At 73.4% G+C, this 23,792-nt stretch carries 20 protein-coding genes; 9 read left to right on the forward strand and 11 right to left on the reverse strand.

Annotated elements, in window-relative coordinates; all coding sequences use genetic code 11:
• Nucleotides 1-27: 27 nt before the first annotated feature.
• Nucleotides 28-279 (reverse strand): hypothetical protein, encoded by a 252-nt coding sequence (locus ACLQ27_RS08445; RefSeq protein ID WP_357495795.1) that lies wholly within the window; start codon nt 277-279, stop codon nt 28-30.
• Nucleotides 280-401: 122 nt separating this feature from the next.
• The gene (locus ACLQ27_RS08450; protein ID WP_357495793.1) at nt 402-2,567 is read right to left on the reverse strand and encodes an ATP-dependent DNA helicase UvrD2; all 2,166 of its coding nucleotides are present in this window, start codon (nt 2,565-2,567) and stop codon (nt 402-404) included.
• Between the two features lie 93 nt (nt 2,568-2,660).
• Here ACLQ27_RS08450 and ACLQ27_RS08455 point away from each other — a divergent pair, with 93 nt between their 5' ends.
• Nucleotides 2,661-2,903, forward strand: a complete 243-nt coding sequence (locus tag ACLQ27_RS08455; protein ID WP_234587660.1) for a mycoredoxin — start codon at nt 2,661-2,663, stop codon at nt 2,901-2,903.
• Nucleotides 2,904-2,973: 70 nt separating this feature from the next.
• On the opposite strand, the gene ACLQ27_RS08460 is transcribed toward ACLQ27_RS08455, so the two are convergent.
• The gene (locus tag ACLQ27_RS08460) at nt 2,974-4,272 is read right to left on the reverse strand and encodes an MFS transporter (protein WP_357495791.1); all 1,299 of its coding nucleotides are present in this window, start codon (nt 4,270-4,272) and stop codon (nt 2,974-2,976) included.
• Nucleotides 4,273-4,489: 217 nt separating this feature from the next.
• On the opposite strand from ACLQ27_RS08460, the gene ACLQ27_RS08465 reads away from it, so the two are divergent.
• The 3 genes from ACLQ27_RS08465 to ACLQ27_RS08475 all read left to right on the forward strand — a co-directional run bounded on the left by ACLQ27_RS08465 (nt 4,490) and on the right by ACLQ27_RS08475 (nt 6,273).
• Nucleotides 4,490-5,470: a helix-turn-helix domain-containing protein gene (locus ACLQ27_RS08465; protein ID WP_425866215.1), complete on the forward strand. Its 981-nt coding sequence runs from the start codon at nt 4,490-4,492 to the stop codon at nt 5,468-5,470.
• A gap of 74 nt (nt 5,471-5,544) precedes the next feature.
• Nucleotides 5,545-5,784: a DUF397 domain-containing protein gene (locus tag ACLQ27_RS08470; RefSeq protein WP_234587666.1), complete on the forward strand. Its 240-nt coding sequence runs from the start codon at nt 5,545-5,547 to the stop codon at nt 5,782-5,784.
• 213 nt (nt 5,785-5,997) lie between these two features.
• Nucleotides 5,998-6,273 (forward strand): hypothetical protein, encoded by a 276-nt coding sequence (locus tag ACLQ27_RS08475; RefSeq protein WP_234587668.1) that lies wholly within the window; start codon nt 5,998-6,000, stop codon nt 6,271-6,273.
• 124 nt (nt 6,274-6,397) lie between these two features.
• On the opposite strand, the gene nudC is transcribed toward ACLQ27_RS08475, so the two are convergent.
• The 3 genes from nudC to ACLQ27_RS08490 are packed head-to-tail and all read right to left on the reverse strand — an operon-like array spanning nt 6,398 to nt 10,119.
• The gene (gene nudC / locus ACLQ27_RS08480) at nt 6,398-7,357 is read right to left on the reverse strand and encodes an NAD(+) diphosphatase (protein WP_425866217.1); all 960 of its coding nucleotides are present in this window, start codon (nt 7,355-7,357) and stop codon (nt 6,398-6,400) included.
• A 52-nt stretch (nt 7,358-7,409) separates the two neighbouring features.
• Nucleotides 7,410-8,753: a M16 family metallopeptidase gene (locus tag ACLQ27_RS08485; protein ID WP_425866219.1), complete on the reverse strand. Its 1,344-nt coding sequence runs from the start codon at nt 8,751-8,753 to the stop codon at nt 7,410-7,412.
• A gap of 55 nt (nt 8,754-8,808) precedes the next feature.
• Nucleotides 8,809-10,119, reverse strand: coding sequence for a M16 family metallopeptidase (locus ACLQ27_RS08490; protein WP_357495784.1), 1,311 nt, complete (start codon nt 10,117-10,119; stop codon nt 8,809-8,811).
• Between the two features lie 173 nt (nt 10,120-10,292).
• Between ACLQ27_RS08490 and ACLQ27_RS08495 the strand changes: the two genes are divergently transcribed.
• From ACLQ27_RS08495 to ACLQ27_RS08515, 5 genes are all read left to right on the forward strand, one after another.
• A complete protein-coding gene (locus tag ACLQ27_RS08495) occupies nt 10,293-10,577 on the forward strand; it encodes a hypothetical protein (RefSeq protein ID WP_357495782.1) in 285 nt (94 codons plus the stop codon).
• 237 nt (nt 10,578-10,814) lie between these two features.
• Nucleotides 10,815-11,879, forward strand: coding sequence for an ABC transporter substrate-binding protein (locus ACLQ27_RS08500; protein WP_357495780.1), 1,065 nt, complete (start codon nt 10,815-10,817; stop codon nt 11,877-11,879).
• Complete coding sequence (locus ACLQ27_RS08505) at nt 11,876-12,655, forward strand: ABC transporter ATP-binding protein (protein ID WP_357495778.1); 780 nt, start codon at nt 11,876-11,878, stop codon at nt 12,653-12,655. The genes ACLQ27_RS08500 and ACLQ27_RS08505 overlap by 4 nt, the downstream gene beginning before the upstream one ends.
• Nucleotides 12,645-13,529 (forward strand): ABC transporter permease, encoded by an 885-nt coding sequence (locus ACLQ27_RS08510; protein ID WP_234587683.1) that lies wholly within the window; start codon nt 12,645-12,647, stop codon nt 13,527-13,529. The genes ACLQ27_RS08505 and ACLQ27_RS08510 overlap by 11 nt, the downstream gene beginning before the upstream one ends.
• 1 nt (nt 13,530) lies before the next feature.
• Nucleotides 13,531-14,022, forward strand: a complete 492-nt coding sequence (locus ACLQ27_RS08515) for an RrF2 family transcriptional regulator (RefSeq protein WP_234587685.1) — start codon at nt 13,531-13,533, stop codon at nt 14,020-14,022.
• A gap of 235 nt (nt 14,023-14,257) precedes the next feature.
• On the opposite strand, the gene ACLQ27_RS08520 is transcribed toward ACLQ27_RS08515, so the two are convergent.
• The 5 genes from ACLQ27_RS08520 to ACLQ27_RS08540 form a co-directional block, all read right to left on the reverse strand.
• Nucleotides 14,258-14,458: a hypothetical protein gene (locus ACLQ27_RS08520; RefSeq protein WP_234587687.1), complete on the reverse strand. Its 201-nt coding sequence runs from the start codon at nt 14,456-14,458 to the stop codon at nt 14,258-14,260.
• 251 nt (nt 14,459-14,709) lie between these two features.
• Nucleotides 14,710-16,023 carry a DEAD/DEAH box helicase gene (locus ACLQ27_RS08525; protein ID WP_425866223.1) on the reverse strand — a complete coding sequence of 438 codons (1,314 nt, stop codon included), beginning with the start codon at nt 16,021-16,023 and terminating at the stop codon, nt 14,710-14,712.
• Between the two features lie 223 nt (nt 16,024-16,246).
• Complete coding sequence (gene cspE / locus ACLQ27_RS08530) at nt 16,247-16,450, reverse strand: transcription antiterminator/RNA stability regulator CspE (RefSeq protein WP_007464836.1); 204 nt, start codon at nt 16,448-16,450, stop codon at nt 16,247-16,249.
• Nucleotides 16,451-16,676: 226 nt separating this feature from the next.
• Nucleotides 16,677-20,084, reverse strand: coding sequence for an ATP-dependent helicase (locus ACLQ27_RS08535; RefSeq protein ID WP_425866225.1), 3,408 nt, complete (start codon nt 20,082-20,084; stop codon nt 16,677-16,679).
• Nucleotides 20,081-23,749 (reverse strand): ATP-dependent helicase, encoded by a 3,669-nt coding sequence (locus ACLQ27_RS08540; RefSeq protein WP_425866227.1) that lies wholly within the window; start codon nt 23,747-23,749, stop codon nt 20,081-20,083. Before ACLQ27_RS08540 ends, ACLQ27_RS08535 begins: the two co-directional genes overlap by 4 nt.
• Nucleotides 23,750-23,792 lie beyond the last annotated feature (43 nt).

Below are 23,792 nucleotides of genomic sequence, written 5' to 3' on the forward strand. Positions count from 1 at the left end.
GCCTCGAGGTGAGCCGGTGTCTGAAGATCAGACCGGTCTACCTCGAGGTGGAACGCCGCGGACATCCGTGCGCTTCTTGGCGCCATCGATGTCCATGCCCGTGAAGCCACTGGTCCCCTCGACTCCGGCGATCGGCGCAACGGTCAGGTTCAGCTCGGCCTGAACCTGGTGCACCTGCGGAACCGACGGTCGTGCGGCCGCAAGGGCCACCCGGACAGCCGACAGCGGAGCGTGGACAGACGGCATCGCCGTCAGACGCTCATAGGTGAAGATCTCCACGGTGGCCACCTCCCTCACGTTCCTCGAATCGACCGGACCAACCCCCGTGAGCAGCCGGAATGGCGCCGCTCGCGTGGTGTGTTCTGAGGCTATTCCTCGCCCGGGGGCGAGGGCAAACGAATTTACGACGAGATTTCGAAAGTTTTCTCCGGGCAGACGTCGTCCACCCCCGCGCCCTGCACGAGCGCCAGCACCGACTCCCCGTAGAGGCCCAGTTTGCGGGGGCCGATGCCGGCGATGGCGATCAACTCTTCCGGCCGGCCGGGACGCCGCTCGGCCAGCGCGGTCAACGTGGCGTCGGTGAACACCACGTACGCCGGGACCTTCTGCGCGCCGGCCACCCGCTGCCGCCACTCGCGTAGGCGTTCGTGCAGCTCATCGTCGATGTCAGACGGACAGGTGGGGCACCGACCCAGCTTGCGGTCGGGGCCGGCGAGCAGGGTGGCGCCGCAGATCCGGCAGGACACGATCTGCGTCCGGCGCCGTTCGGGACGGCGCGCGGGACCGGTGGAGGCGCCGGCCCGCTCGGTGCCGCCGGAGCGGTCCAGTTGGGGCAGGAACCGCGACGGCCGCCGGGCACGCCCGCCCGGCGAGCGTGCGGCGGCGTACGACAGCCACAGCCACTGCCGCGCGCGGGTGATGCCGACGTAGAGCAGCCGGCGTTCCTCCTCGACCTGTTCGACGGTCTTGGCGTACGTGGTGGGCAGGGTGCCCTCGGCGAGGCCGATCAGGAAGACCGCGTCCCACTCCAGGCCCTTGGCCGAGTGCAGCGACGCCAGGGTGACCCCGTCCACCGTCGGCACGTGCTGCTGGGCGGCCCGGCGGGCCAGTTCCTCGGTGAAGTCGGTGAGGGTGACCGGACGCTCCACCGACGCCGCCTCGCCGATCGGCACCACCTCGGGGGTGGCCGCGTACTCCTCGGCGAGCTGAACGAGCGCGGACAGAGCCTCCCAGCGCTCGCGGGCGGCACCACCGGCCGGGGGCGCGTCCGGGGCCCAGCCCACCGCGGTGAGCGCCTCGACCACCGCCGTCGGCAACGGGGTCTCCCCGGGGATCGAGCGGGTGGCCGACCGCAGGGCGACCATCGCCTGACGCACCTCGGTCCGCTCGAAGAACCGCTCCGCGCCCTGCACCACGTACGGCACGGCGGCCTCGGTGAGCGCCTTCTCGTACGCCTCGGACTGCGCGTTGACGCGGAACAGCACGGCGATCTCCTTCGCCGGGGTTCCCGCGTCGATCAGCGACCGGCAGCGCGCGGCCACCGCGTTCGCCTCGGCCGGCTCGTCGGTGAAGATCCGCAGGTCGGGTTCCGGTCCCGGGGGGCGCTGCCCGCTCAACTCCAGCCGCAGCCGCGCCTCGACGCCGCGGGCCTGGGAGATCACCGCGTTGGCCAGCCCGACGACCTGCGGGGTGGAGCGGTAGTCGCGAACCAGCCGGACCACGGTGGCGTTGCGGTGCCGGCGCGGGAAGTCGACAAGGTACGACGAGGTCGCCCCGGTGAACGAGTAGATCGTCTGGCTGGCGTCGCCGACCACTGTCAGGTCGTCGCGGCCGCCCAGCCAGGCGTCCAGCAACCGCTGCTGGAGCGGGTTGACGTCCTGGTACTCGTCGACCACGAAGTGCCGGTACTGACTGCGGACCTGCTCGCCGACGTCCCGGTGCTCCTCGATGCCCCACACGGCGGCGCGCAGCATGTCCTCGAAGTCGATCACCCCGTTGGAGCGCTTGAGCTGCTCGTACGCGGTGAACACCTCGGCGACCTTCGCCGGCTCGTGCGGCGTGTCCCGCAGCGCCCGGGCCGCCGACACGACGTAGTCCCCCGGCTCCACCAGCGACGACTTGGCCCACTCGATCTCGCCGGCCAGGTCCCGTGCGGCGGCCCGGTCGGTACGCAGGCCGACCCGGGCGGCGGCGAGGGTGACCAGGCGCACCTTGCTGTCCAGCAGCTCGGGCATGGCCCGGCCAGCCAGCAGGCGGGGGGCGAAGTACCGCACCTGGCGCAGCGCGGCGGAGTGAAACGTCCGCGCCTGGACACCGTGCGCCCCGAGGACTGTGAGCCGGTGTCGCATCTCGGCGGCTGCGCGGGCGGTGAAGGTGACGGCGAGCACATGCCGCGGGGAGATCTCCCCGGACAGCGCCCGGTGGGCGATCCGGGAGGTGATCGCGCGGGTCTTGCCGGTGCCGGCGCCGGCGAGGATGCAGACCGGGCCGGCGGGTGCGGTCACCGCGGAGCGCTGCTCCGGGTCCAGCCCGGCAAGGACGCCTTCCGACGCTGAGTGAACCACCACAACCAGGAATCATCTCAGCTCCTCCGGACGTTGTAGCGGACAGCCTCGGCTTGATCCGCAAGCCGGTGGTCAGAGGAGTTGGAGGATCCGACCATGCTGACGATGTATTCCACCCCCTGGTGCGGCTACTGCCACCGGTTGAAGTCGCAGCTCGACCGGGAGGGCATCGGGTACGAGGTGGTCGACATCGAGCGGGATCCGGAGGCCGCGGAGTTCGTGATGAGCGTCAACGGCGGCAACCAGACGGTGCCGACGCTGCGCTTCACCGACGGCAGCGCCCTGACCAACCCCTCGATCACCCAGGTCAAGCAGCACCTGGCGACCCTCAGCGCCTGACCCGGCCCGGGTCACCTCGCCACGAACGGCCGCCCACCTCCGGGCGGCCGTTCGTCGTGTCCGGCATCCGTCACCGTCGGGGCGGTCGCCGGGGCCCGGTGGCCACCGGCGCGTCGATGTCGGCGTCGACCGGGCGGCGCGGCGCTGGGAGGGTCGGACGGGTAGGCGGTGTGGGCCCATGACCGTCGGCCGGCGCGCTCAGGTGCCGGCCCCGCCAGAGGTAGACGCCAGCGGCAAGCGTGGCCACCCCGACCAGCAGGAACAGGGCCCGGTAGTCGAGGACGCCGACCAGCAGGGCGCCGGCGCCGATGGAGAGCGCCTGCGGGCCGCTGACCAGCGCCTGGGTGGCCGCCGCGACCCGTCCGACCAGCCCGGCGGGCGTACGTCGCTGGATCAGCGTCTGCAGGCCCACCATCGTCAACGGCAGCGAGACACCGGCCAGCAGCACCGCCACGACCCCCAGCCGCAGATCGGGGTACGCGAGCGCGAGCGCGGCCGGGGAGAAGAAGGCCACCCCGGCGGCCAGCGTGCCGATCTCACCGAGTCGGCGGACCAGCGCCGGTGAGCAGATCCCACCGAACAGCCCGCCGACGCCCTGCACCATGACCAGCACGCCCACGAACGCGGCGTCCCGATCCAGACCCTGGTCGACATAGGCGAAGATCAGCGACTCACTGAAACCCATCACCAGCGACCCGAGCCCGTAGCCGAGCAGGGCCCGGCGCAGCGCCGGCTCGCCGGTCAGGTGCCGCAGGCCGGCGCCCAGCTCGGCGGGCCACCGCAGCCGCGCGCTCGGCGGCGTCAGCGCCGGGCTCGGCACCGCGGTCACCACCAGGGCCGCGATCACGAAGCCGACCATGCCGATCCCGGCCAGCGCCCACCCGCCGAGCGCCGCGTAGAGCGCCGCGCCGACCAGCGGGCCGACCAGCCGCAGCCCCTGGCGTACGGTCTGCAGCACGCCGTTCGCCTCGGCGAGCAGCTCCACCGGCACCAACTGCCGGATCAACCCGCTGAGCGCCGCGCCGAGCGTGATGGACGACAGCCCGTAGAGGGCCGCCACCAGGTAGACGAGCCAGACGTCGCCCGCGTCGCGGACGGTGAACAACGGGACCAGCAGCAGCGCGGTGACCACGTTCGCGGTCACGAAGAAGGGCCGCCGCGGGTACCTGTCGACGAACCAACCGACCAGCGGCGCCAACGTCATCGGGGCGATGACGGCGAAGATGATGCCGCCGGCGAGCCCGTTGGAGCCGGTCAGGTCCTTGACCCAGATGGCGAGTGCGAGCAGCAGGATCGACTCGGCGGTCATGCTGGCCAGCAGGCCGCCGAACAGCAGGCGGAAGTCGGGTCGGCGCAGGACGGTGCGCATGGGGTCCCTCCGGCGGGGTGGCGTGCCCGGCTGGGCGCGTTCGACGGGGCTGGGACCAGGGGTCCGTCGTCGTCCGGCGTATCCGTGGTCCATTTTTCGACAAGACACGCCCCCGCCGGAACCTCCGACGCCGGTCGCGCCGTCCATACTGACCGTGGGGGGCGAATTTCATACAGTTACCGTCGCGTCTGCGGCGGTCGACGGGAAAGAGGACACTGTGCCTCCTGCCGCACCCAGCCCGATCATGCGTCGCCGACGGTTGGGCATCGAACTGCGCAGCCTGCGCGAAGCCGCGGGCCTCACCGGTGACCAGGTTATCGAACGGATCGGTTGGGCGTCCGCGTCCAAACTGTCCCGCCTGGAGAACGGCCGCAGCCGACCGGACCCGCAGGATGTCGGCGTTCTGCTCGACCTCTACGGGGCCGACACCGCGTCGCGCGAGGAGTTGCTCGGGATCGCCGGCGAGGCCGGTGACATGCGCGGTTGGTTGAAGAACTTTCCGGTGATGACGCAGCAGCAGCGCAGTTGGGCCGAACTGGAGGCGGGCTGCGCGGAGATCTCCGAGTACAACCCGGTCCTGGTGCCGGGTCTCCTGCAGACCGCCGGGTACGCGAAGGTCCGGATCGTCTCGGCCCGCCAGGTGAGCGCGGGCGCCGGCGAACCGGAGCCGGCCGACGAGCCGGAGACCGAGGTGCAGGCCCGGTTGGCCCGCCAGACGCTGCTGACCCGCGAACCGCACGCGCCGAGCTACACCGCAGTGCTGGAGGAGGCGGCCCTCGGCCGCCGGGCCGGCCCACCCGAGGTGCTGCACGAGCAGCTGCACCAGCTGTGCGACCTTGCCCTGCTGCCCAACGTGACGCTGCATCTGCTTCCGCGGGACACCCAGATCGGCGATTGGTACCTTCCGCCGACCGCCTTCTCCCTCTATCGGTTCGCCGATCCGCTCGATCCGGAGACATTGGCCATCGAAGGGGGGTTCACCGACGTCATGTCGACCGAGGCAATCACGCTAAATCGCTATAAAGTGGTGTTCGAGTGGCTATGCACGGCGGCACTAGACGCCTCGGACACCCTCTCCTGGCTGATCGAGGCGACGGGACGGCTGACCGGGGCGACGCCCCCATCCACAGTGGCGTTCGGGCCGGCAACGGCGCCGACCCAACGCCGCCGGGCCTCGGGGCGACTGACGGATCGGTGATCCACGGGGGACCCTCCGTCGGGGCGTGCGGCACCACTCGTCCCATCGGATCGGTTCACATCAGGAGCAGAGCCATGAACGACATCCACAACACGCCGTCCGTCTCCGCCAGCTCGTTGGCGGACGCCCCGTGGCGTAAAAGCACCCGCAGCCAGACCTCCAACTGCGTGGAGGTCGCCCCTCTGGGCACCGGCCCGTCGGCTGTCGCGCTGCGCGACAGCAAGGACCGGGGCGGTCCGGTGCTGCTCTTCAACCGGGCCGGGTGGCTCGGTTTCATCGGCGGAGCAAAGACGGGCCAGTTCGATCTGAACTGATCCTCCCGACCGGGGCGGGGCCGTTGGCATGATGCCGGCGGCCCCGTCGCCCTTTCGGTGGCAACCCCGCTGACCAGGCATCCGCCGATCGGACGAGGCTCGAAACCAATAGGCGCGTTTCACTTGCTGGGATGAACACGGGGCGTAACATGGCCCACGGGAACGTGGAACTTCCACACTGGCTCATTCGTCGCGGTTCATCCGGAGACCCTTATGCGGTTCCTGATCGTTCGCACCGACATCCGCACCGTCGCCGACGGGGACATCGCCGCCGCCTGGGCGGACGGCCATCGCCTCCGCGACGAGACGACCACGCCGGAACCGCGCCGGCAGACCGTGCACGCCGAGGACCGGGACGCCGCGTTGCTGCTGGCCCGAGCCCTGTCGACGGTCGGCGCGGTGCGCGCCGGCAAGCAACGGGTCAAGGTCCTGCCACTCGGCGAGCCGCGGCCCGCCTTCCGGCGCAGACCCGGGCGCACCGGCACCTGACCCCGGACGTCCGTCGTGGTCGGCTCGGCTCCCCCGCCGCGTCAATCGCTCCCGCCGACCACGACGGCCCGTGTTCCCGGCCCGTGACCGCCGCGGCAACGGTGGCCACGGGCCGGGACCGTGCTCAATGGTCGGCGTCCACCCAGCCATCCAGCCAGCGGTGGATGAGGAACAACGCGATCGACGACGGTGGCGGCAGGATCAGCCGCGCCCCGTCCCCCACGTCCACGGTCCTCCCCGCACCCGCGGCCCCGATCTCCTCGCGGCTGAACCACCTGGCGTACGCGATCTCGGACGGGTCGACCTGCACCGGATCCGCCGGGTCCGCGCTGGCCAGGAAGCCCAGCATCAGTGAGCCCGGGAACGGCCAGGCCTGGCTGCCGACGTACCTGATCCGCTCGACGGAGATGCCCACCTCCTCACGGACCTCGCGCAGCACGGCGGCCTCGGCGGACTCCCCCGGCTCGACGTACCCGGCCAGGCAGGAGTAGCGCCGACCACCCGGGGTGCCCGGCCAGCCGGCGTTGTTGCCGAGCAGGCAGCGGCCCTCGGGGCCGTCGACGCCGTCGTGCACCAGCACGATCATCGCCGGGTCGGTACGCGGCCAGATCCGCCCGCCGTCACGATCCACCCGGGACCAGCCGGCCTCGTCCATCACTGTCGGCGCTCCGGTCGCCGTCGAGTAGCCGTGCCGGGTGTGCCAGTTGAGCAGCGCGAGCGCCGTGGTGAAGATGCCCGCCTCCCGGTCGCCGAGCAGGTGGCCCACCTCGCGCAGGTTGACCGGCCGGGTGCCCGGCACCGTCGGCAGCGGCGCATCGAGCGCGAAGACCGGCACCCCATCCGGCTCGACACCGAGGAACATCGCCGTCGACTCGGCGCCGGTCGGCACGTCGGCCGCGCCGAACAGCACCAGCGCGGGAGGCGACACGTCGGTACGGGCGAGCGTCCGCCCGCCGTCGGTCGAGTCGAGCAGCAGGATCCGGCCGCGCAGCCACGCCTCGGTCAGCCACTGCGCGTCGCCCCGCCGGTGGGCGGCGCGATCCAGCGTGGACCGCGCCAGCGGCGGCGCCGTCTCCCCGCTCACGTCAGCGCTCCGCCGCAGGCAGACACCCGGACCGGCGGGCCGTGGCGGTGCCTCACGGCTGCACCGGTTCGGTGTGGACCGGCGTCAGCGCGGCCAGCCCCGGGGTGATCCGCTCGGCGTCGCCGAGCACGACCACCGCCGCACGAGCCGGCGCCAGATAGTGGGCGGCAGCCCGCGCCACGTCGTCGACCGTCGCCTTCGCCAGGCGGGCCGCGTACTCCGCGAGGAACTCCAGCCGCAGGCCGTTCCCGGCGTACGCGCTGGTCAGCGCGGCCAGACCGGCCTGGGTGGACATGCCGAGCTGGAGGGTGCCCAGGGCGTACTGGCGGGCCTGCTCCAGCTCCTCCGGCTTCGGCGGCAACGACGCCAGCCGGCCCAGCTCGTACGTCGTCTCCAGCAGCGCCGGGCCGGTGACCTCGGTGGCCACCTCGGCGCCGGCGACCAGAACCGACCCGGCCACCGAGTGCTCGATCACCGAGTGCGGGCCGTACGTGTAGCCCTTGTCCTCGCGGATGTTCTCCACCCAGCGGGACGAGAAGTAGCCCCCGAAGATCAGGTTGGCGAGTTGTAGCGGCGCGTGGTCCGGGTCGGTGCGCGGCACGGCGGGCAGCGCGACCCGCAGCGAGGACTGCACCGAGCCGGGCCGGTCGACAAGCAGCAGCGGCCCCGGCTCCAGCGGCGGGGTGGCCGGCAGGGTGGCCGTACGCCCGGCGCCGGCCCACCCACCGAGCGCCCGCTCGGCCGCGTCCAGCGCCTTCTCCGGCTGTACGTCGCCGACCACCACCAGCTGCGCCCCGGCGGGGTGCACCCGCTCGGCGTGCAGGCTGCGCAGGGCCGCCGGCCGGACGGCACGGATCTGGTCCGGCTCGGGGGTCTGCGTCGCGTACGGGTGTCGCCCGTAGATCCGCTTCAGCAGCGCCTCCCGGGCCAGGTGCGCCGGCTGGCTCTGAGCGACCTGGATCCGATCGATCAGCCGGTCCCGCTCGGCGGCGACCTCGTCGCTGGGGTAACTGGCGCCGGTCAGCACCTCGGCCAGCAGCTCCAGCATCCGGTCCAGGCCGGTGACCAGGCCGGCGCCGGAGAGCATCAGCCGGTCCGGGTCGACGCCCGCGGACAGTCCGCCGCCCACCTTCTGCAGCTCGGCGGCCAACTGCACGCTGGTCATCGACTCGGTGCCGGAGAGCATGGTCTGTGAGAGCATCGCGCCGCGCGCGAGGTGGGCGCGGCCGAACGGCACCCAGAGCCGCAGCTCGACCAGGGGCACCGCCGGCCGGCGTACGGCGATCACGGTGAGCCCGTTGCGCAGCGTGCGTTCGGCCTGCTTGGGCACCTTGAGTTTGCGGGTGGGGCCGAGCGGGGGCAGCGTACGCGGGGCGGTGCTGGCGGTGGTGGTCACTGTGTCACCTTCGTTCGCGACTGCGGGGCTCGCAGAACCGGCTCACTCCTCGCGCTCACCGGGCGCCTCCGGGGATGACCTCGACGGCGGCGCGGCGCTCCGGGCGCAGGGTGGCCGCGGCGGCCCGGACCTGCTCCTCGGTGACGTCGCCGACCAGTCGGGGCAGGTCGTTGAGCAGGCCCGGCTCGCCGCGTTGCTGTTCCAGAACGGCCATCCGTAGCGCCCGGCCGAGCACCGCGTCGGTGTCGCGCAGCAGGTGGGTGGCCATCCGGGCCTGGGTGCGGGCCAGCTCGCCGTCGGTCAGCCCGTCGGTGGCCAGCCGGTCCAGCTCCTCGTCGATGGTGCGCAGCACCTTGTCCACGTCGCCGCCGGGCGGCAGGTGCGCCTGGAGCAGCAGCGCGGTGGGGTCGCGGACGTCGAACGGGTCGCCCATGAAGCCGAGGTAGCCGCCGAGGCTGGTCACCGTGCGGTCGCGCTGGACCAGTCGTTCGACCAGCCGGGACGCGTCGCCGTCGGTGAGCACCTCGGCCAGCACCACGTACGGCAGGTAGCCGGCGAAGTCGCCGACCGGGTCGGGCACCCGCCAGGCGCCGGCCACCGCCGGCAGCGGCGCCAGGGCATCGGTGTACGAGCTGCGCCGCTCGGCGGTCAGGTCGGGCTCGGTGAAGTCCGGCCGGCGCGGTGCGGGACGGGACGGGACGTCGCCGAAGTGCCGGGTGACCAGCTCGGTCGCCTCGGCCACGTCGATGTCGCCGCTGACGGCCAGCACCGCGTTGCCGCTGGCGTAGTAGCGGCGGAAGAAGTCGGCGGCGTCCGCGACGGTGGCCGACTCCAGGTCGTCGAACGAGCCGTAGCCGTCGTGCGCGTTCGGAAACGTGTCGAACATGACCGGCGGCAGGGTCAGCCAGGGAAAGCCGCCGTACGGCCGGTTGAGGACGTTGACCCGGATCTCCTCCTTGACCACGTCGACCTGGTTGCGCAGGGTCTCCTCGGTCAGTCGGGGCCCGCGCATCCGGTCCGCCTCCAGGAACAGCGCGCGCTCCAGCGCGTTGCTCGGCAGCGTCTCGAAGTAGTCGGTGTAGTCCAGGTGGGTGGAGCCGTTGAACGTGCCGCCGGCACCCTGCACGTGCCGGAAGTGGGCCAGTTTCTCCAGGTTCTCCGAGCCCTGGAACATCAGGTGCTCGAAGAGGTGGGCGAAGCCGGTGCGCCCCTGGGGCTCGGAGCGGATGCCGACGTCGTAGACCACCGCCACCCCGATCACCGGGGCACTGCGATCGGGGGTCAGGACCACCCGCAGGCCGTTGTCGAGGGTGAACCGCTCGACCGGGTACTTCGTCGCTGGAATTCTGGATCTCCGCGCCGCCACGGGATCGACCCTAGCGCGTCGGCATCCCCGCCACCGGCGACCTACCGGAGCCGCGGCCACAGAGACCGGGAGAGGGCGTGCGCCGCGTACGGGACTGCGACCGGCTCGGCCGTGACGGCCGCGTCCCGGGCCGGTGGGGAGCGGACGGCCTGCGGTACGGCGACAATGGGGGGATGAAGCGAGACGTACGCCTGATGCGGTTGACCGGGGCGCGCGCGAACGGCGCAGCGGCGACGGGCGCGGCGACCACCGGCGCGCGGGCGACAGGCGCGGCGGCCACCGGCGCGGTTGCGCTCGGCGCCCTCGCCGTGGGCGCGCTGGCCGTCGGGGCCGTGGCCGTCGGGGCGCTGACAATCGGGCGGCTGGCGATCCGCCGGGCGGTGGTGCGGGAGCTGCGCGTCGGTCGGCTGGAGATCGACGAGCTGGTGGTCCGCAACCGACCCTCCTCCGAGGGATGACAGGGGTCGGCACACGGACGACGTCGGCGCGTACTCGTCGATGCGTCCACCACCTCGACGTGGCTGCCGCAAGCGTCCGCGCCTGACGCGCGCGACCTGCTTGGCCTAGCAAGCAGGTAGGAAATGCCGACATATCTGAGACGCACCATCCCGCCATGTGGATGGGTCTTGACGCTGCACGCGGCCTGGCCCAGTCTTCCTACCAAGTAAGTAGGAATACTGCGGATTGGATGGACGATGAGACGGCTCCCCCTGCGCCGGTTGGTCACCCTGGCCACCCTCGCCGCCCTCGGCGCGGCGACCCTGGGCAGCACCGCCGCGTGCGGCGACGACAGCGAGGGCGCGGGGGGCGGTTCCGGCCCGGTGACCCTGCGGCTCGGCTACTTCCCCAACATCACTCACGCGCCGGCCGTCGTCGGCGTGGAGAAGGGCATCTTCGCCGAGAAGCTCGGCGCAGACGTCAAGCTGGACCCGAAGACCTTCAACGCCGGCCCGGCCGCCATCGAGGCCGTCTTCTCCGGCGCGCTGGACGCGACGTACATCGGCCCGAACCCCACAGTGAACGCGTTCTCCAAGTCCAAGGGCGAGGCCGTCCGGGTCATCTCCGGCGCCGCCTCCGGAGGCGTGGCGCTTGTCGTCAAGCCCGGCATCAACGGCCCGCAGGACCTCAAGGGCAAGAAGGTCGCCACCCCGCAGCTCGGCAACACCCAAGACGTGGCGGTCCGCTACTGGCTCAAGCAGCAGGGGCTGACCACCACCAAGGAGGGCGGTGGCGACGTCAAGATCGTGCCGCAGGAGAACGCCCAGACGGTGGAGACCTTCTCCAGCGGCGCGATCGACGCCGCCTGGGTGCCCGAGCCGTTCGTCTCCCGGCTGGTCAACGCCGGCGGCAAGGTGCTCGTCGACGAGCGCGACCTGTGGCCGGACAAGAAGTTCGTCATCACCAACCTGCTGGTCAGCACGAAGTTCCTCAAGGCACACCCGGACGTGGTGCAGAAGCTGGTCGACGGCCAGGTGGCCGCGAACGAGTTCGTCAACACCAAGCCGGACGAGGCCCAGCAGGCCATCTCCGACGCCATCGGCAAGATCACCGGCAAGCCGCTGGACCTCAAGCTGATCAAGCAGGCGTGGCCGACGTTGGAGTTCACCAACGACCCGATCCCCACCTCCCTCAAGGCCGGTCTCGACCACGCCGTCGAGGTCAAGCTGACCGAGCCGGTGGACCTCAAGGGCCTGTACGACCTGACGTACCTCAACAAGTCGCTCAAGGCGGCCGGCAAGCCCGAGGTCACCCAGCCATGACGTCGACCACGACGACACCGGAGAGCGCGACCACCGCTGTCGCGCTCTCCGGTGTGACCAAGGTGTACGGACGCGGGCCGAGCGCGGTGCTGGCCCTGGACGGGGTCTCCCTGGACGTGGCGCCGGGTGAGTTCGTGTGCCTCGTCGGCGCGTCCGGCTGCGGCAAGAGCACCCTGCTCAACCTGGTCGCCGGCCTGGACCGGCCCAGCGGCGGGCAGATCGGCATCGCCGGCGACGCCAATCCGGGGCTGATGTTCCAGGAGCCGGCGCTCTTCCCCTGGCTGACCGTCGAGGCCAACGTCGAGGTGCCGCTGAAGCTGCGCGGGCTGCCCCGCGCCGAGCGCCGCGAGCGGGTCGCCGAGCTGCTGCGCACGGTGCACCTCGCCGAGTTCGGCCGCAAGCGTCCACACGAGCTGTCCGGCGGAATGCGGCAGCGGGTCGCGCTGGCCCGCACGCTGGCCCTGGACACGCCGGTGCTGCTGATGGACGAGCCGTTCGGCGCGCTGGACGCCATGACCCGCGACATCCTGCACGACGAACTGGAACGGATCTGGTCCGAGCGCCGGCTCTCGGTGCTCTTCGTCACGCACAACGTCCGCGAGGCCGCCCGCCTGGCCGACCGGATCATCCTGCTCTCCAGCCGGCCCGGCCGGATCATCTACTCCACCGAAGTGGACATCCCACGGCCACGGCGGATCGACTCGCCCGAGGTCGCCGCGATCGCCGCCGAGGTCACCGAACGGCTCCGCACGGAGGTAGGCCGCCATGGCCAGTGACACCCTCACCAGCACGGCACGCAGCGACGCGGAGATCTCCGGCCTGGACGCGCTGGAGATCGCCGGACGGGAGAAGGAGGTATCCCGCGGCACCCGGCTCTGGGCGGCCACCTGGCCCAAGCTCGCCGCGCTGGCCATCGTGCTCCTGGCCTGGCAGGTGGTGGTCTGGTCGGGCTGGAAACCGCCGTACTCCCTGCCGGGCCCGCTGGTCGTGGGTCGCGAGTTGGCGACCCAGGCCCAGGGTCCGCAGCTCTGGGAGGGCCTGGCCACCACGCTGCGCCGCGCGGCCGTCGGGTACGTCTTCTCGGTAGCTGTCGGCCTGCTGCTGGGCCTCGCGGTGGCCCGCTCCCGGGTGCTGCGCGCCGCCATCGGCTCGATGATCACCGCGTTGCAGACCATGCCGTCGATCGCCTGGTTCCCGCTGGCCATCCTGCTGTTCGAGCTGAGCGAGAAGGCGATCTTCTTCGTGGTGGTGCTCGGCGCCGCGCCGTCCATCGCCAACGGCGTGATCTCCGGTGTGGACTACGTACCGCCGCTGCTGCTGCGCGCCGGACGCAACCTGGGCGCGCGGGGGCTCAACCTCTACCGGTACGTGATCGCACCGGCCGCCCTGCCGGCGATCGTCGCGGGCCTCAAGCAGGGTTGGGCGTTCTCCTGGCGGAGTCTGATGGCCGGCGAGCTGATCGTCGTCGGCATCTCGCAGACGTCGCTGGGCGCCCAGCTCACCTACTCGCGGGAGCTGTCCGACGCGCCGTGGCTGCTCTCCACAATGATCGTCATCCTGGTGCTGGGCCTCGTCGTGGACGCGGCCTTCGGCGCGGCCGACAAGGCGATCCGCCGTCGCTGGGGCGTACTGGACCAGGCTGGTCAGTGACGTGTACGTCTCCGCGCGCAGCGACTACGCCCTCCGGGCGATGCTGGCCGTCGCTGCCGCCGTACGCGGCGGCGACGCGGCCGGTGGTGGTGCTGCCGGTGGTGGCGCGGGCGGTGGTGGCGCGGGCGGTGGTGGCGCTGGCGAGTTGGTGAAGGCGGGCAGCCTCGCCGAGGCGCAGGAGATCCCGCTCAGCTTCCTGCAGGGCATCCTGCTCGACCTGCGCCGGGCCGGCCTGCTGCACAGCCACCGCGGCGCCGAGGGCGGATACACGCTGACCCGGCCAGCCGAGGAGATCACCGTCGGCGATGTGCTGCGCGCGGTAGGTGGCTCGCTGACCACGGTACGCGGGCTGCCGGCCGAACGCGCCGGCTACCACGGGGTGGCCGCCGGGCTCACCGACGTCTGGCTGGCCGTGCACGGGGCGATCGCCACAGTCGTCGACAGCACCACCCTGGCAAACCTGCTAACCCACAACCAGACCCCCACCCCCTAACCACCCAGGCCCCGCACCCCGGGCCCCGACCCCGACCCCGCGATCTTGCACTTTTTGTCGCGACAAAGGGGATGTATCGCAACGAATCAACGACAGGAAATGCAAGATCGGCGCGGTCGTGGCGGCGTGGCTCGTGGGCGGTGTGGTCGGGTCGGTGCCCCGCCGACCCGACCACACCTCGTACCGATCCTGACCGGGCCTGCCCCTGGGCCGGCACCGGTCGGCCGGTCGCTGCTCAGCCCCGGTGCTCGACCGTCGGGCCGGAGCCCGGGTCGTCGGGACTGTGCAGCTCCACCAGACCGGCGGGAGCATTGCCCCCCGCGGTGGCATGCCAGGGCGCGAACGCCGCGACCATCGCGAGCAGCAACCCGGCGAGCCCGACCGCGGCCACCAGGATCAGTTCGCGCAGCGCCCCCGAGCCGGCTTCGCCCGCCATGGTCACCCCTCCCACACCGGGCCCCCCGCCCGGCTTCCCCCGGTGGCCAGCTTCGACCACACCGGGCCGGGGCACAGTCGGCCAGCCGACCAAGCCGCGGCTGATATTCGACTCGTCCGGCGGCCGGGCGGTGCGGTTCATCGACCGCCACGACAGTCGAGGAGGCCGATCCGGGGCGCGACCCGGACCACCCCGCACACAAACCGACCCGCCCAGCCGAAGCGGGGCGGGTCGGTGACGTGCGTGGAGCGTCAGACGGTACGCGGGCGGCGCGGGCGACGGGACCGACCCGACGCGCGGTGCGCCGGGCGGGCGCCGCCGTCGGTGGCCGAGCCACCGGATGCGCGTCCCCGACTGACAGCCACCGGCGGGGCGGCGATCGTCACCGGCACACCGGACGGCTCACGCGCCCCGGTGACCCGGACCAGCGCCTCGTCACCCGGGCGCACCTGGACCGACTGCGGCCGGATGCCGGCGGTGGCCATCAGCCGGGACACGTCCCGGCGCTGCTCGGGCAGGACGAGGGTGACCACGGAGCCGGACTCGCCGGCGCGGGCCGTCCGACCGCCCCGGTGCAGGTAGTCCTTCGCCTCGGTCGGCGGGTCCACGTTGACGACCATGTCGAGGCCGTCGACGTGGATGCCCCGGGCCGCCACGTCCGTGGCGACCAGGGCGGTCACCTGGCCGTTGCGGAACTGCTCCAGGATGCGGGTGCGCTGCGGCTGCGACTTGCCACCGTGCAGCGCGGCGGCGCGTACACCCTTGGAGAGCAACTGGCGCGCGAGCCGGTCCGCGCGGTGCTTGGTGCCCATGAAGAGGATGGTGCGACCCTCACGGGCGGCGATCCGGGTCAGCGCGTCGGGCTTGTCGAGCGCGTCGACGTGCAGTACGTGGTGGGTCATCGCGGTGACCGTGGCGGTGCCCGGGTCGACCGAGTGGGTGACCGGGCTACTGAGGAAGCGGCGGACCAGCCGGTCCACGCCGCCGTCCAGGGTGGCGGAGAAGAGCATCCGCTGACCCTGCGGGGCGACCTGCTCCAGCAGCTTGGTCACCTGCGGCAGGAAGCCCATGTCGGCCATCTGGTCGGCCTCGTCCAGCACGGTGATCTCGACCTGGTCGAGCCGGGCGTCGCCACGGTTGATCAGGTCGTGCAGCCGGCCGGGAGTCGCCACGACCACCTCGGCGCCGGCGCGCAGCGCGTCCGCCTGGCGCTGCAACGACAACCCGCCGACGACTGTGGCGCAGCGCAGGCCGACGGCGCGGGCGTACGGAGCCAGTGCGGCGGTCACCTGCTGCGCCAGCTCGCGGGTCGGCACCAGCACCAGGGCCAGCGGGCGACCCGGCCGGGCCTTGCGGCCGGCGGTGCGCGAGAGCAGGGGAAGCCCGAAGGCGAGCGTCTTACCCGAGCCGGTACGACCCCGGCCGAGCACGTCCCGGCCCGCGAGCGAGTCCGGAAGAGTGGCCGACTGGATCGGGAACGGCTCGGTGATGCCCTGTGCGGTCAGCGCGCTCAGCAGCGCCGGCGCCAGACCGGTATGGGCGAAAGACGGAATAACTGTGGTCACGCAGAAGCCTTCCTCGACGCGGCACGTGTCGAGGGAGGGCGCCGAAGTCGGCGCTGTCAACCGGCGGCGCAGGGCAGCCAGGACTCACAAGCACGAACCGATTGGAGTACGGGCCGGCCCGCCGCCGGGCCGCCGCCTGCGGAGGCAGGCGACGGCGAGGCGGGCCGGTCCCGTCACCGTCACACCCGGAGGGCGCGACAGGTAATGCTGACCGATCCGAAGATCAGAGCGGGCGGATGTTCTCCGCCTGCGGGCCCTTCTGGCCCTGGGTCACCTCGAACTCGACCCGCTGGTTCTCGTCCAGGCTCCGGTAGCCGGAGGACTGGATCGCCGAGAAGTGGGCGAAGACGTCAGCGCCGCCGCCGTCCGGGGTGATGAAGCCGAAGCCCTTGTCAGCGTTGAACCACTTCACGGTGCCAATAGCCATGTGTTTCGTCTCCTTGACGGAACGTCGGACTCGCACTTGTTGCGTGCCCGAAGAGGAGCGCTCCGCGCGGGGATGCGCGAATCGCCTGTCGCTTCTGGTCGCCCCGCCCGGAGAACTCCGGACACAACAAAGAGCGCCTGGGGCCACAATCCCGCCAGGCGCACACAGAGTCTCTGGTAACCAAAACTGCAACCCGGTCAACGTATCATGGTTTTCCCGCGAGCGGTCAATCTTGGGCGGAATCTTCGGGCAACTGGCTGATCATGGCCGTGAGCCCGGTCACATCCAGCAGGTCGGCGGGCCGAACGGTCGTGCCGTGGCGGACGTAGTGGAAGGCCGCGCCCACCCGGTCGACCGGCACGCCAGCCAGCTCCGCCCAGGCCAACCGGTACACGGCCAACTGCACGGCGGCCACCTCCGCCGCCGGCCCGGTCGGCTGCGCGCCGGTCTTCCAGTCGACCACGTCGAACCGCCCACCCGGCCGGGCGAAGACCGCGTCCATCCGCCCCCGCACCACCACTCCGGCGATGACCGTGGCGAACGGCACCTCCACCTCCACCGGTGACCGGTCGGCCCACTCGCTGGCCAGGAACCGCTCCTGCAACTCGACAAGCGCCTCGTCCGGCGCGGAGTCCGCGTCGGCCGCACCGGGCAGCTCGTCCAGGTCGAGCAGACGGTCGGCACCGAAGCGCTGCTCCAGCCAGGCATGGAACGCGGTGCCGCGACGGGCGTACGGATTCGGCTCGGTCGGCACCGGACGGCGCAGCGTACGGGCCAGCCCGGCCGGGTCACGCCGCAACGCCACCAGCTGGGTGACGCTCAACTGCCCGGGCAGGGCCACCTCGACCGCGCCGGACAGCCTGGTCAGCTCGGCCCGCTCGGCCAGCAGCAGATCCGCCTCACGCCGCCAGCGCGCCACCTCCGGATCGGGCTCCGGCTCGGCCGCCGGCCCGGTCGGCGTGGCGACCACCGGTCCCACCGGCCCGACAGCCACCGACGCCGGACCGTCCGTCATCAGGCGGCGCACCAGCCCGGCCGCCTCGGCCAACGCCGGCCGGCGACCACCCAGCGGGTCGGCCGGCCACTCCGCGCGCAGCACCACCTCGGCCGTCGGGTTCGTGGCGTCCGGGGTGGGCTCCGGCGCCCACGCGTCGACCAGGTGCCCCGGGCCGCCGTCCAGGCAGGCGTCGTACACCTCGCGAAGGAAGACCGACGGACCCCGCGGCCGCTTCGTGCCCTCCCCCCACCAGTAGCCGGAGCACAGCAACAGCCGGCGCGGGCGAGTGACCGCCACGTACGTCAGCCGGCGCTCCTCCCGCTCGTCGTGGGCCCGCCAGGCGTCGGTGAAGTCGGCCACCGCCCGGGCCACGGCCCGCTGGTCGGCGGCGTCGTCGAGCGCCAGCTCCGGCAACCCGTCGGCGTCGCCGCGCAGCGGGAACGGCAGCACGCCGAGCCCGCCCAGCCAGTGGTCGGAGTTGCGCACCGGCCCGGGCCACGACCCACGGCACAGCCCGGCCACCGCCACCACGTCCCACTCCAGACCCTTGGCGGCGTGCGCGGTGACCACCTGCACCGCGCCCTCCACGACCTCGACCTCGCCCGGGGCGAGACCGCGCTCCTCGTCCTCGGCGGCGGCCAGGTAGGACAGGAAGCCGGAAAGCGTCGCGCCGGGCGTCTCTCCGCTGAAACGGGCCGCCACATCGCCGAGGGCGTCCAGGTGCCCCCGGGCCAGGCCGGCGTCGCCAGCGCCGTCGCGGCCGGCACGCACCGCGACCTCCACGTCCAGGCCGATGGTCCGCTCGATGTCCGCGATCAGATCCGGCAGGGCCTGGTCCAGGCGGTAGCGCAACAGCGCCAACTCCATGCCGTACGCCCGCAGCCGCGCGAACCCCTCCGCCGAGTACGCCTGCGCCGGGCCGAGGTCGGCCAACGCCTCCACCAGGGTCGCCTCGTCCAGCAGGTCGGGGGTGATGTCCGAGGTGTCGTCGGCGGCCACCTGCCGTCGCGCGTTGGCGATGGCCCGGGCCCGCCGGTGCAGCGCCACCAGGTCACGCGGCCCGATCCGCCAGCGGGCGCCGGTGAGCAGCCGCAGCAGCGCGGCCCCGTCGGTCGGGTCGGCCAGCACGCGCAGCGTGCACACCACGTCGCGGACCTCGGGAGTGTCCAGCAGACCGCCGAGGCCCACCACCTCCACCGGCAGGCCGCGCTCGCGCAACGCCGACTCGATCGCCGGGATCTGGCTGCGGACCCGGACCAGCACCGCTGTCGTCGGGCGCTGCGCCACCGGGATGTGCTCCGGCGCCGCGCCGGGCATCCGGGCCGCGCCGCGCCAGGCGGCGAGCACACTGTCGGCGATCCACGCCGCCTCGTCGGCGTACGTGGGCAGCAGCGCGCAGTGCACAGTGCCACCGGCCGCGCCGCCGGGGCTTCGGTGCGGGATCGGGTCGCGGACGGTCAGCGCCGAGCGCAGCTCCGGCACCCGGGCACCGGCCGCGCGCAACGGCGTGGACAGGGCGTTCGCCACCCGGAGGATCTCCGGCCGGTTACGCCAGCTGGTGGTGAGCCCGAGCGCCGGGGCCGGCTCACCGTCAGCGCGGGCGAACTCGGTGGGGAACCGGTCCAGGGTGCCCGCGCTGGCGCCCCGCCAGCCGTAGATGGACTGGCACGGGTCACCCACCGCCGTCACCGGGTGCCCGCCACCGAACAGCGCGTTGAGCAGCACCACCTGCGCGTGGCTCGTGTCCTGGTACTCGTCGAGCAGCACCACTCGGAAGCGGTCCCGCTCGATCTCGCCGACCCCCGGGTGATCCCGGGCCACCCGCGCCGCCCGGGCGAGCTGGTCGGCGAAGTCCATCGCCTCGAAGTCCTCCTTGCGCCGCGCGTACGCCCGCACCAGCGGCAGCAGGCGCAGCCGGGTCTGTTGCAGGGCGAGCGCCTTGCGCACGTCGGCGTACACCCGGCCCGGCCGCGACTGCACCTCGGCGAAGAACCGGCCGGTCCAGGCGGCCAGCTGGTCCGGCGCGACCAGGTGCTCGTCCAGCTCACCGGCGAGCGCCAGCACCGCGTCGGTGATGGTGCTCGGCATCCGGTCCACCTCGGACATGTCGCCGTCGTAGTTGCGCACCAGCAGGTCCACCAACTGCCACCGGGACGCCTCGGTGAGCAGCCGGGTGGACGGCTCGTAGCCGGCCCGCAGACCGTGCTCGGTGACGATCCGCCCGGCGTACGAGTGGTAGGTGGAGACGGTGGGCTCACCCGCGAGCGGGTCGTCCAGCGGGTCGCGGCCCTGCCGGCCGAGCCGGCGGATCAGCTGGTCGAGCCGGGTGCGGACCCGGTGGGCCAGTTCGCCGGCCGCCTTGCGGGTGAAGGTCAGCCCGAGGATCTGCTCGGGGCGCACGTACGAGTTGGCCACCAACCAGACCACCCGCGCGGCCATCGTCTCGGTCTTGCCGGACCCGGCCCCCGCCACCACCAGCAGCGGCTCCACCGGAGCGGCGATGATCGCGGCCTGCTCCCGGGTGGGCGCCGGCAGCCGCAGCAGCTTGGCCAGCTCCACCGGGGTGTACCGGGGCCCGGAGTCCGCCAGCCGGGGCGCCGGCGCGGGGCCCGCGCCGAACAGGGTGGGCTGGGTCATGGATTCTCCGGACGTCGGACGGTCGGCGGCTCGACCACCTGGCGCCCCTGCCCGGAGACCGGGCAGCTGGTGCGCACCGGGCAGACCCGGCACTTCGAGTTGGCCACCGCGGCGAACGTGGCGGCTGCCATCGTATCGGCGGTCCGCCGGACCAGCGCGGTCGCCCAGCCGGCCGCGGGCCCTTCGCCGGCCGCCGGCTGATTCTGCTCCCGGGCGTCCTTCGCGGACGTGCCGAGCTGCACCAGCGCCGCGCCGCCGGACTCGTCGCCGAACTCGGCGAACGCGCCCGCCTCCACCGCCGCCTGGTACGCGCCGAGTTGCGGATGCTCGGCCAGTTCGGAGCCGGTCACCGCCGTCGACTTGCCGGTCTTGAGGTCGATCACCACCAGCCGGCCGGCGTCGTCGACCTCCAGCCGGTCGACCCGCCCGGTCAGGTCCACCGGTCGCTGCGGATCGTCCAGGCGGACCGCGAACTCGTGTTCGATGGCGAGCAGCCGGCGCGGGTTGGTGGCCAGCCAGCGCAGCAGCTTGTCGACCATCGCCTCGGCGCGCTCCCGCTCCGGGCCGGCCATCCACCGGGCCGCCAGCTCGATCGCGTCGAACCGGGCGGCCACGTAGTCGAGCAGCGCGCCCCGGTCGGCGCTGGCGTCCTCGGCGAGCATCGCGGCGGCGTGCACCAGGTTGCCCACGCCCTGCGCGGTGCTGGTCGGGCCGCTGCCCCCGTGCCGTTCCAGCAGCCAGCGCAGGCTGCACCGCAGCGCGCTCTCCATCGCCGACGGCGTGACCCGCACCGGCGCCCCCTCGTCGACCAGCGGCCGGTCGTCGGAGAGGCCGCGCAACCCCCACCAGTCGTCGGGGTGCGCGCCGGGAACCCCTGCGGCGGCGAGCCGCGCCAGCTCGGCCGCCGCCGCGCGCCGCCGGGCCGCCGGTGCGGCCGGGTCGGTGATGGCGGTACGCAGTTCGGCGACCAGCGCCGGCAGAGTGAGCGCCCGCGGCGGCCGGGTGACCGGCAGCGCGCCGGGCTGGTCCGGCTCGTCGTCGTCCGCGCCATCGGCGGCGTCGTTGCCGGCCGCCGGCGCTGCCACCCGAGCCGGTCCGCCGTTACCGACCACGCCGCCACCTGTCGCGCCGTCACCAGTGCCGCCACCGGTCGCGCCGCCACCAGTGCCGCCGCCGGTCGCGCCGCCACCGGTCGCGCCGCCGGCGGACGGGGTGTCGGCGGACGGGGTGTCGTCAGGTGCGCCGGCGATCGGGCCACCGCTCGGCGGGCCGGTGCGCGGGCCGGGTGTGCCCGGCGGCGTGCTCGGCGGGCCGGGCGGCGTACTCGGGCCCAGTTCGTGCAGGAAGCGGCTGGGCTGCTCCTCGTGGTCGTCGCCGCCGACCGCCGCCGACGCCACGGCGCTGACCAGCAGGCGGTGGCGGGCACGGCTGATGGCGACGTGGAAGAGCCGGCGCTCCTCGTCCAGCAGAGCCGAGGTCTGGCCCACCACGTTCGCCGCCCGGGCTCCGCCGACGGACCGGCCGGCGAGCACGTCTACCAGCCGTTCGGACCCGAGCAGGCTGCCACGCAGGCGCAGGTCCGGCCAGATGCCCTCCTGCACCCCGGCGATCGCGACCAGGTCCCACTCCAGGCCCTTCGCGGCGTGCGCGGTGAGCAGTCGTACGGCAGCGCCCCGGTCGGCGGTCGGCGCTATGGTGTCCGCCGGCAGGTCCTGGGCGAGCACGTGGTCGAGGAAGACCTCGGTACGCGCGCCGGGCAGCCGGTCGGTGAAGCGGGCCGCCGCGTCGAAGAGCACCAGCACGGCGTCCAGGTCCCGGTCGGCGGCCTCGGCTCGCCGGCGTCGGGCCAGGTCGCCCTCCCCGGCCGCCGGCCGTCCCTGGGCGATCGCGCCGGCCCAGCGTTCCGCCAGCCCACTGGCGTCCCAGACCTCCCACAGCACGGTCTCGGCGGTCGCGCCGGGTTGGGCCGCGGCGTCCCGGGCGGTGGCGAGCAGCCCGGCCACCGCCTGCGCCGGCTCCGCCCACCGCCGGTCGATGCCGGCCAGGTCCGTCGGGTCGCGCAGCGCCTCGACGATCAGCTCCCCGGACGGGCGGCGGTCACCCCCGGCCAGCGCCAGGGCGCGCAGGCCCTGACGCAGTCGCCGTTCGGCGAGCGGATCCGCTCCGCCCAGCGGCGAGTGCAGCAGCGCGACGGCCGCCTCCTCGTCGAGCCGGGCCGGTTCCAGTGCGCAGCGCAGCAGGAGCAGCAGCGGGGCCACCGCTGGTTGCAGGTGCAGGGGCAGGTCCTCGCCGTGCACCACGGTCGGCACGCCGGCGCCGTGCAGCGCGCGTTGCAGGGTGGGCAACTGCAACGCCGTGGACCGCACCAGGACCGCCATCCGCGACCACGGGACGCCGTCGAGCAGGTGCGCGGCGCGCAGCGCGTGGGCCAGCCAGGCGGCCTCGCTGGTCGCCGACCGGAACGTGTGCACCTCGACCACACCGGCCGGGGCGTCCGGCAGTGGGCGCAGCCGGCGGTGCGCCATCGGACCGCGCAGCCGGCGACCCAGCTGGGCCATCGCGGAAAGCAGGACCGGGCCGGCCCGGTACGACGTGCTCAGCAGCACCTGTGCGGCCGGTGCGCCGGAGGCCGTCCGGAAACGGTGCCCGAACGTGGTCACCCCGGCCGGGTCCGCACCACGGAAGGCGTACGTGGAGGAGTCGGGGTCGGCGAACGCGACGAGCGACTTGCCCCCGCCGGCGATGACCGAGAGCAGTTCGAGCTGGGCGGGATCGGTGTCGGCCAGTTCGTCGACGTACACGTGGGCGAGGCGGCGGCGCTCGGCGGCCAGCAGCTCCTCGTCGTCGCGCAGCAGACCGGTGGCGGCCCGGACCAGCTCGGCCGGGTCATACGCGATCGAGCCCCGGTTGCTGACGTCGCGCAGGGCGAGCACCGAGACGTACTCCCGCAGGAAGCGGGCGGCGGCCGGCCAGTCGGCGCGGCCGAGCTTCTCGCCCAGCCGGGCCAGGTCGGCCGGGCCGACCCCGCGCTCGGCGGCGCGCATGAGCAGGTCGCGCAACTGGCCGGCGAAGGCCCGGGTCCGCAGTGCCGGGCGCAGGTCGTCCGGCCAGCCGACCGGGTCGTCCTCGGGCTCCTCGCCGACCACGTCCAGCAGCTCGCGGATGATCAGATCCTGCTCGGGGCCGGTGAGCAGCCGGGGCGACGGCTCGCCGCGTTCGGCGGCGGCCCGGCGCAACAGCCCGAAGGCGTACGCCGGGAAGGTGCGCACCAGCGGCTCGCGCAGCACCCGGTAGCCGTCCTGCGCGACCCGGGCCTCGATGCGTTGGCGCAGCGCGGTGGCGCCGCGGCGACCGAAGGTCAGCACGAGGATCCGTTCGGGATCGACCCCCTCGGCGACCCGGGCGGCGACCGCCTCGACGAGGGTGCTGGTCTTGCCGGTGCCGGGACCCCCGAGCACCAGCATCGGCCCGTCGGTGTGCGCGACGACCTCCTGCTGGACGGGATCGACACGCCAGCGGAGGCTCGCCGGCCCAGGTGTGCCGGCGGCCTCGACCGCACCGGCGACGGCACCGTCACCACTCGGCACGGCGACGCCGCCGTCCGGCGCGGCCCCGTCCCCTCGCGCCGGCCCCTCGGACCGCCGCACCAACCGGTACGCCTGCATCACCAAATCCCATCACCCCCCTACGACACCAACCCACCCCAGC

Origin of the sequence: Micromonospora sp. DT63, assembly GCF_049841615.1 — a bacterium.
Lineage (GTDB): Bacteria > Actinomycetota > Actinomycetes > Mycobacteriales > Micromonosporaceae > Micromonospora.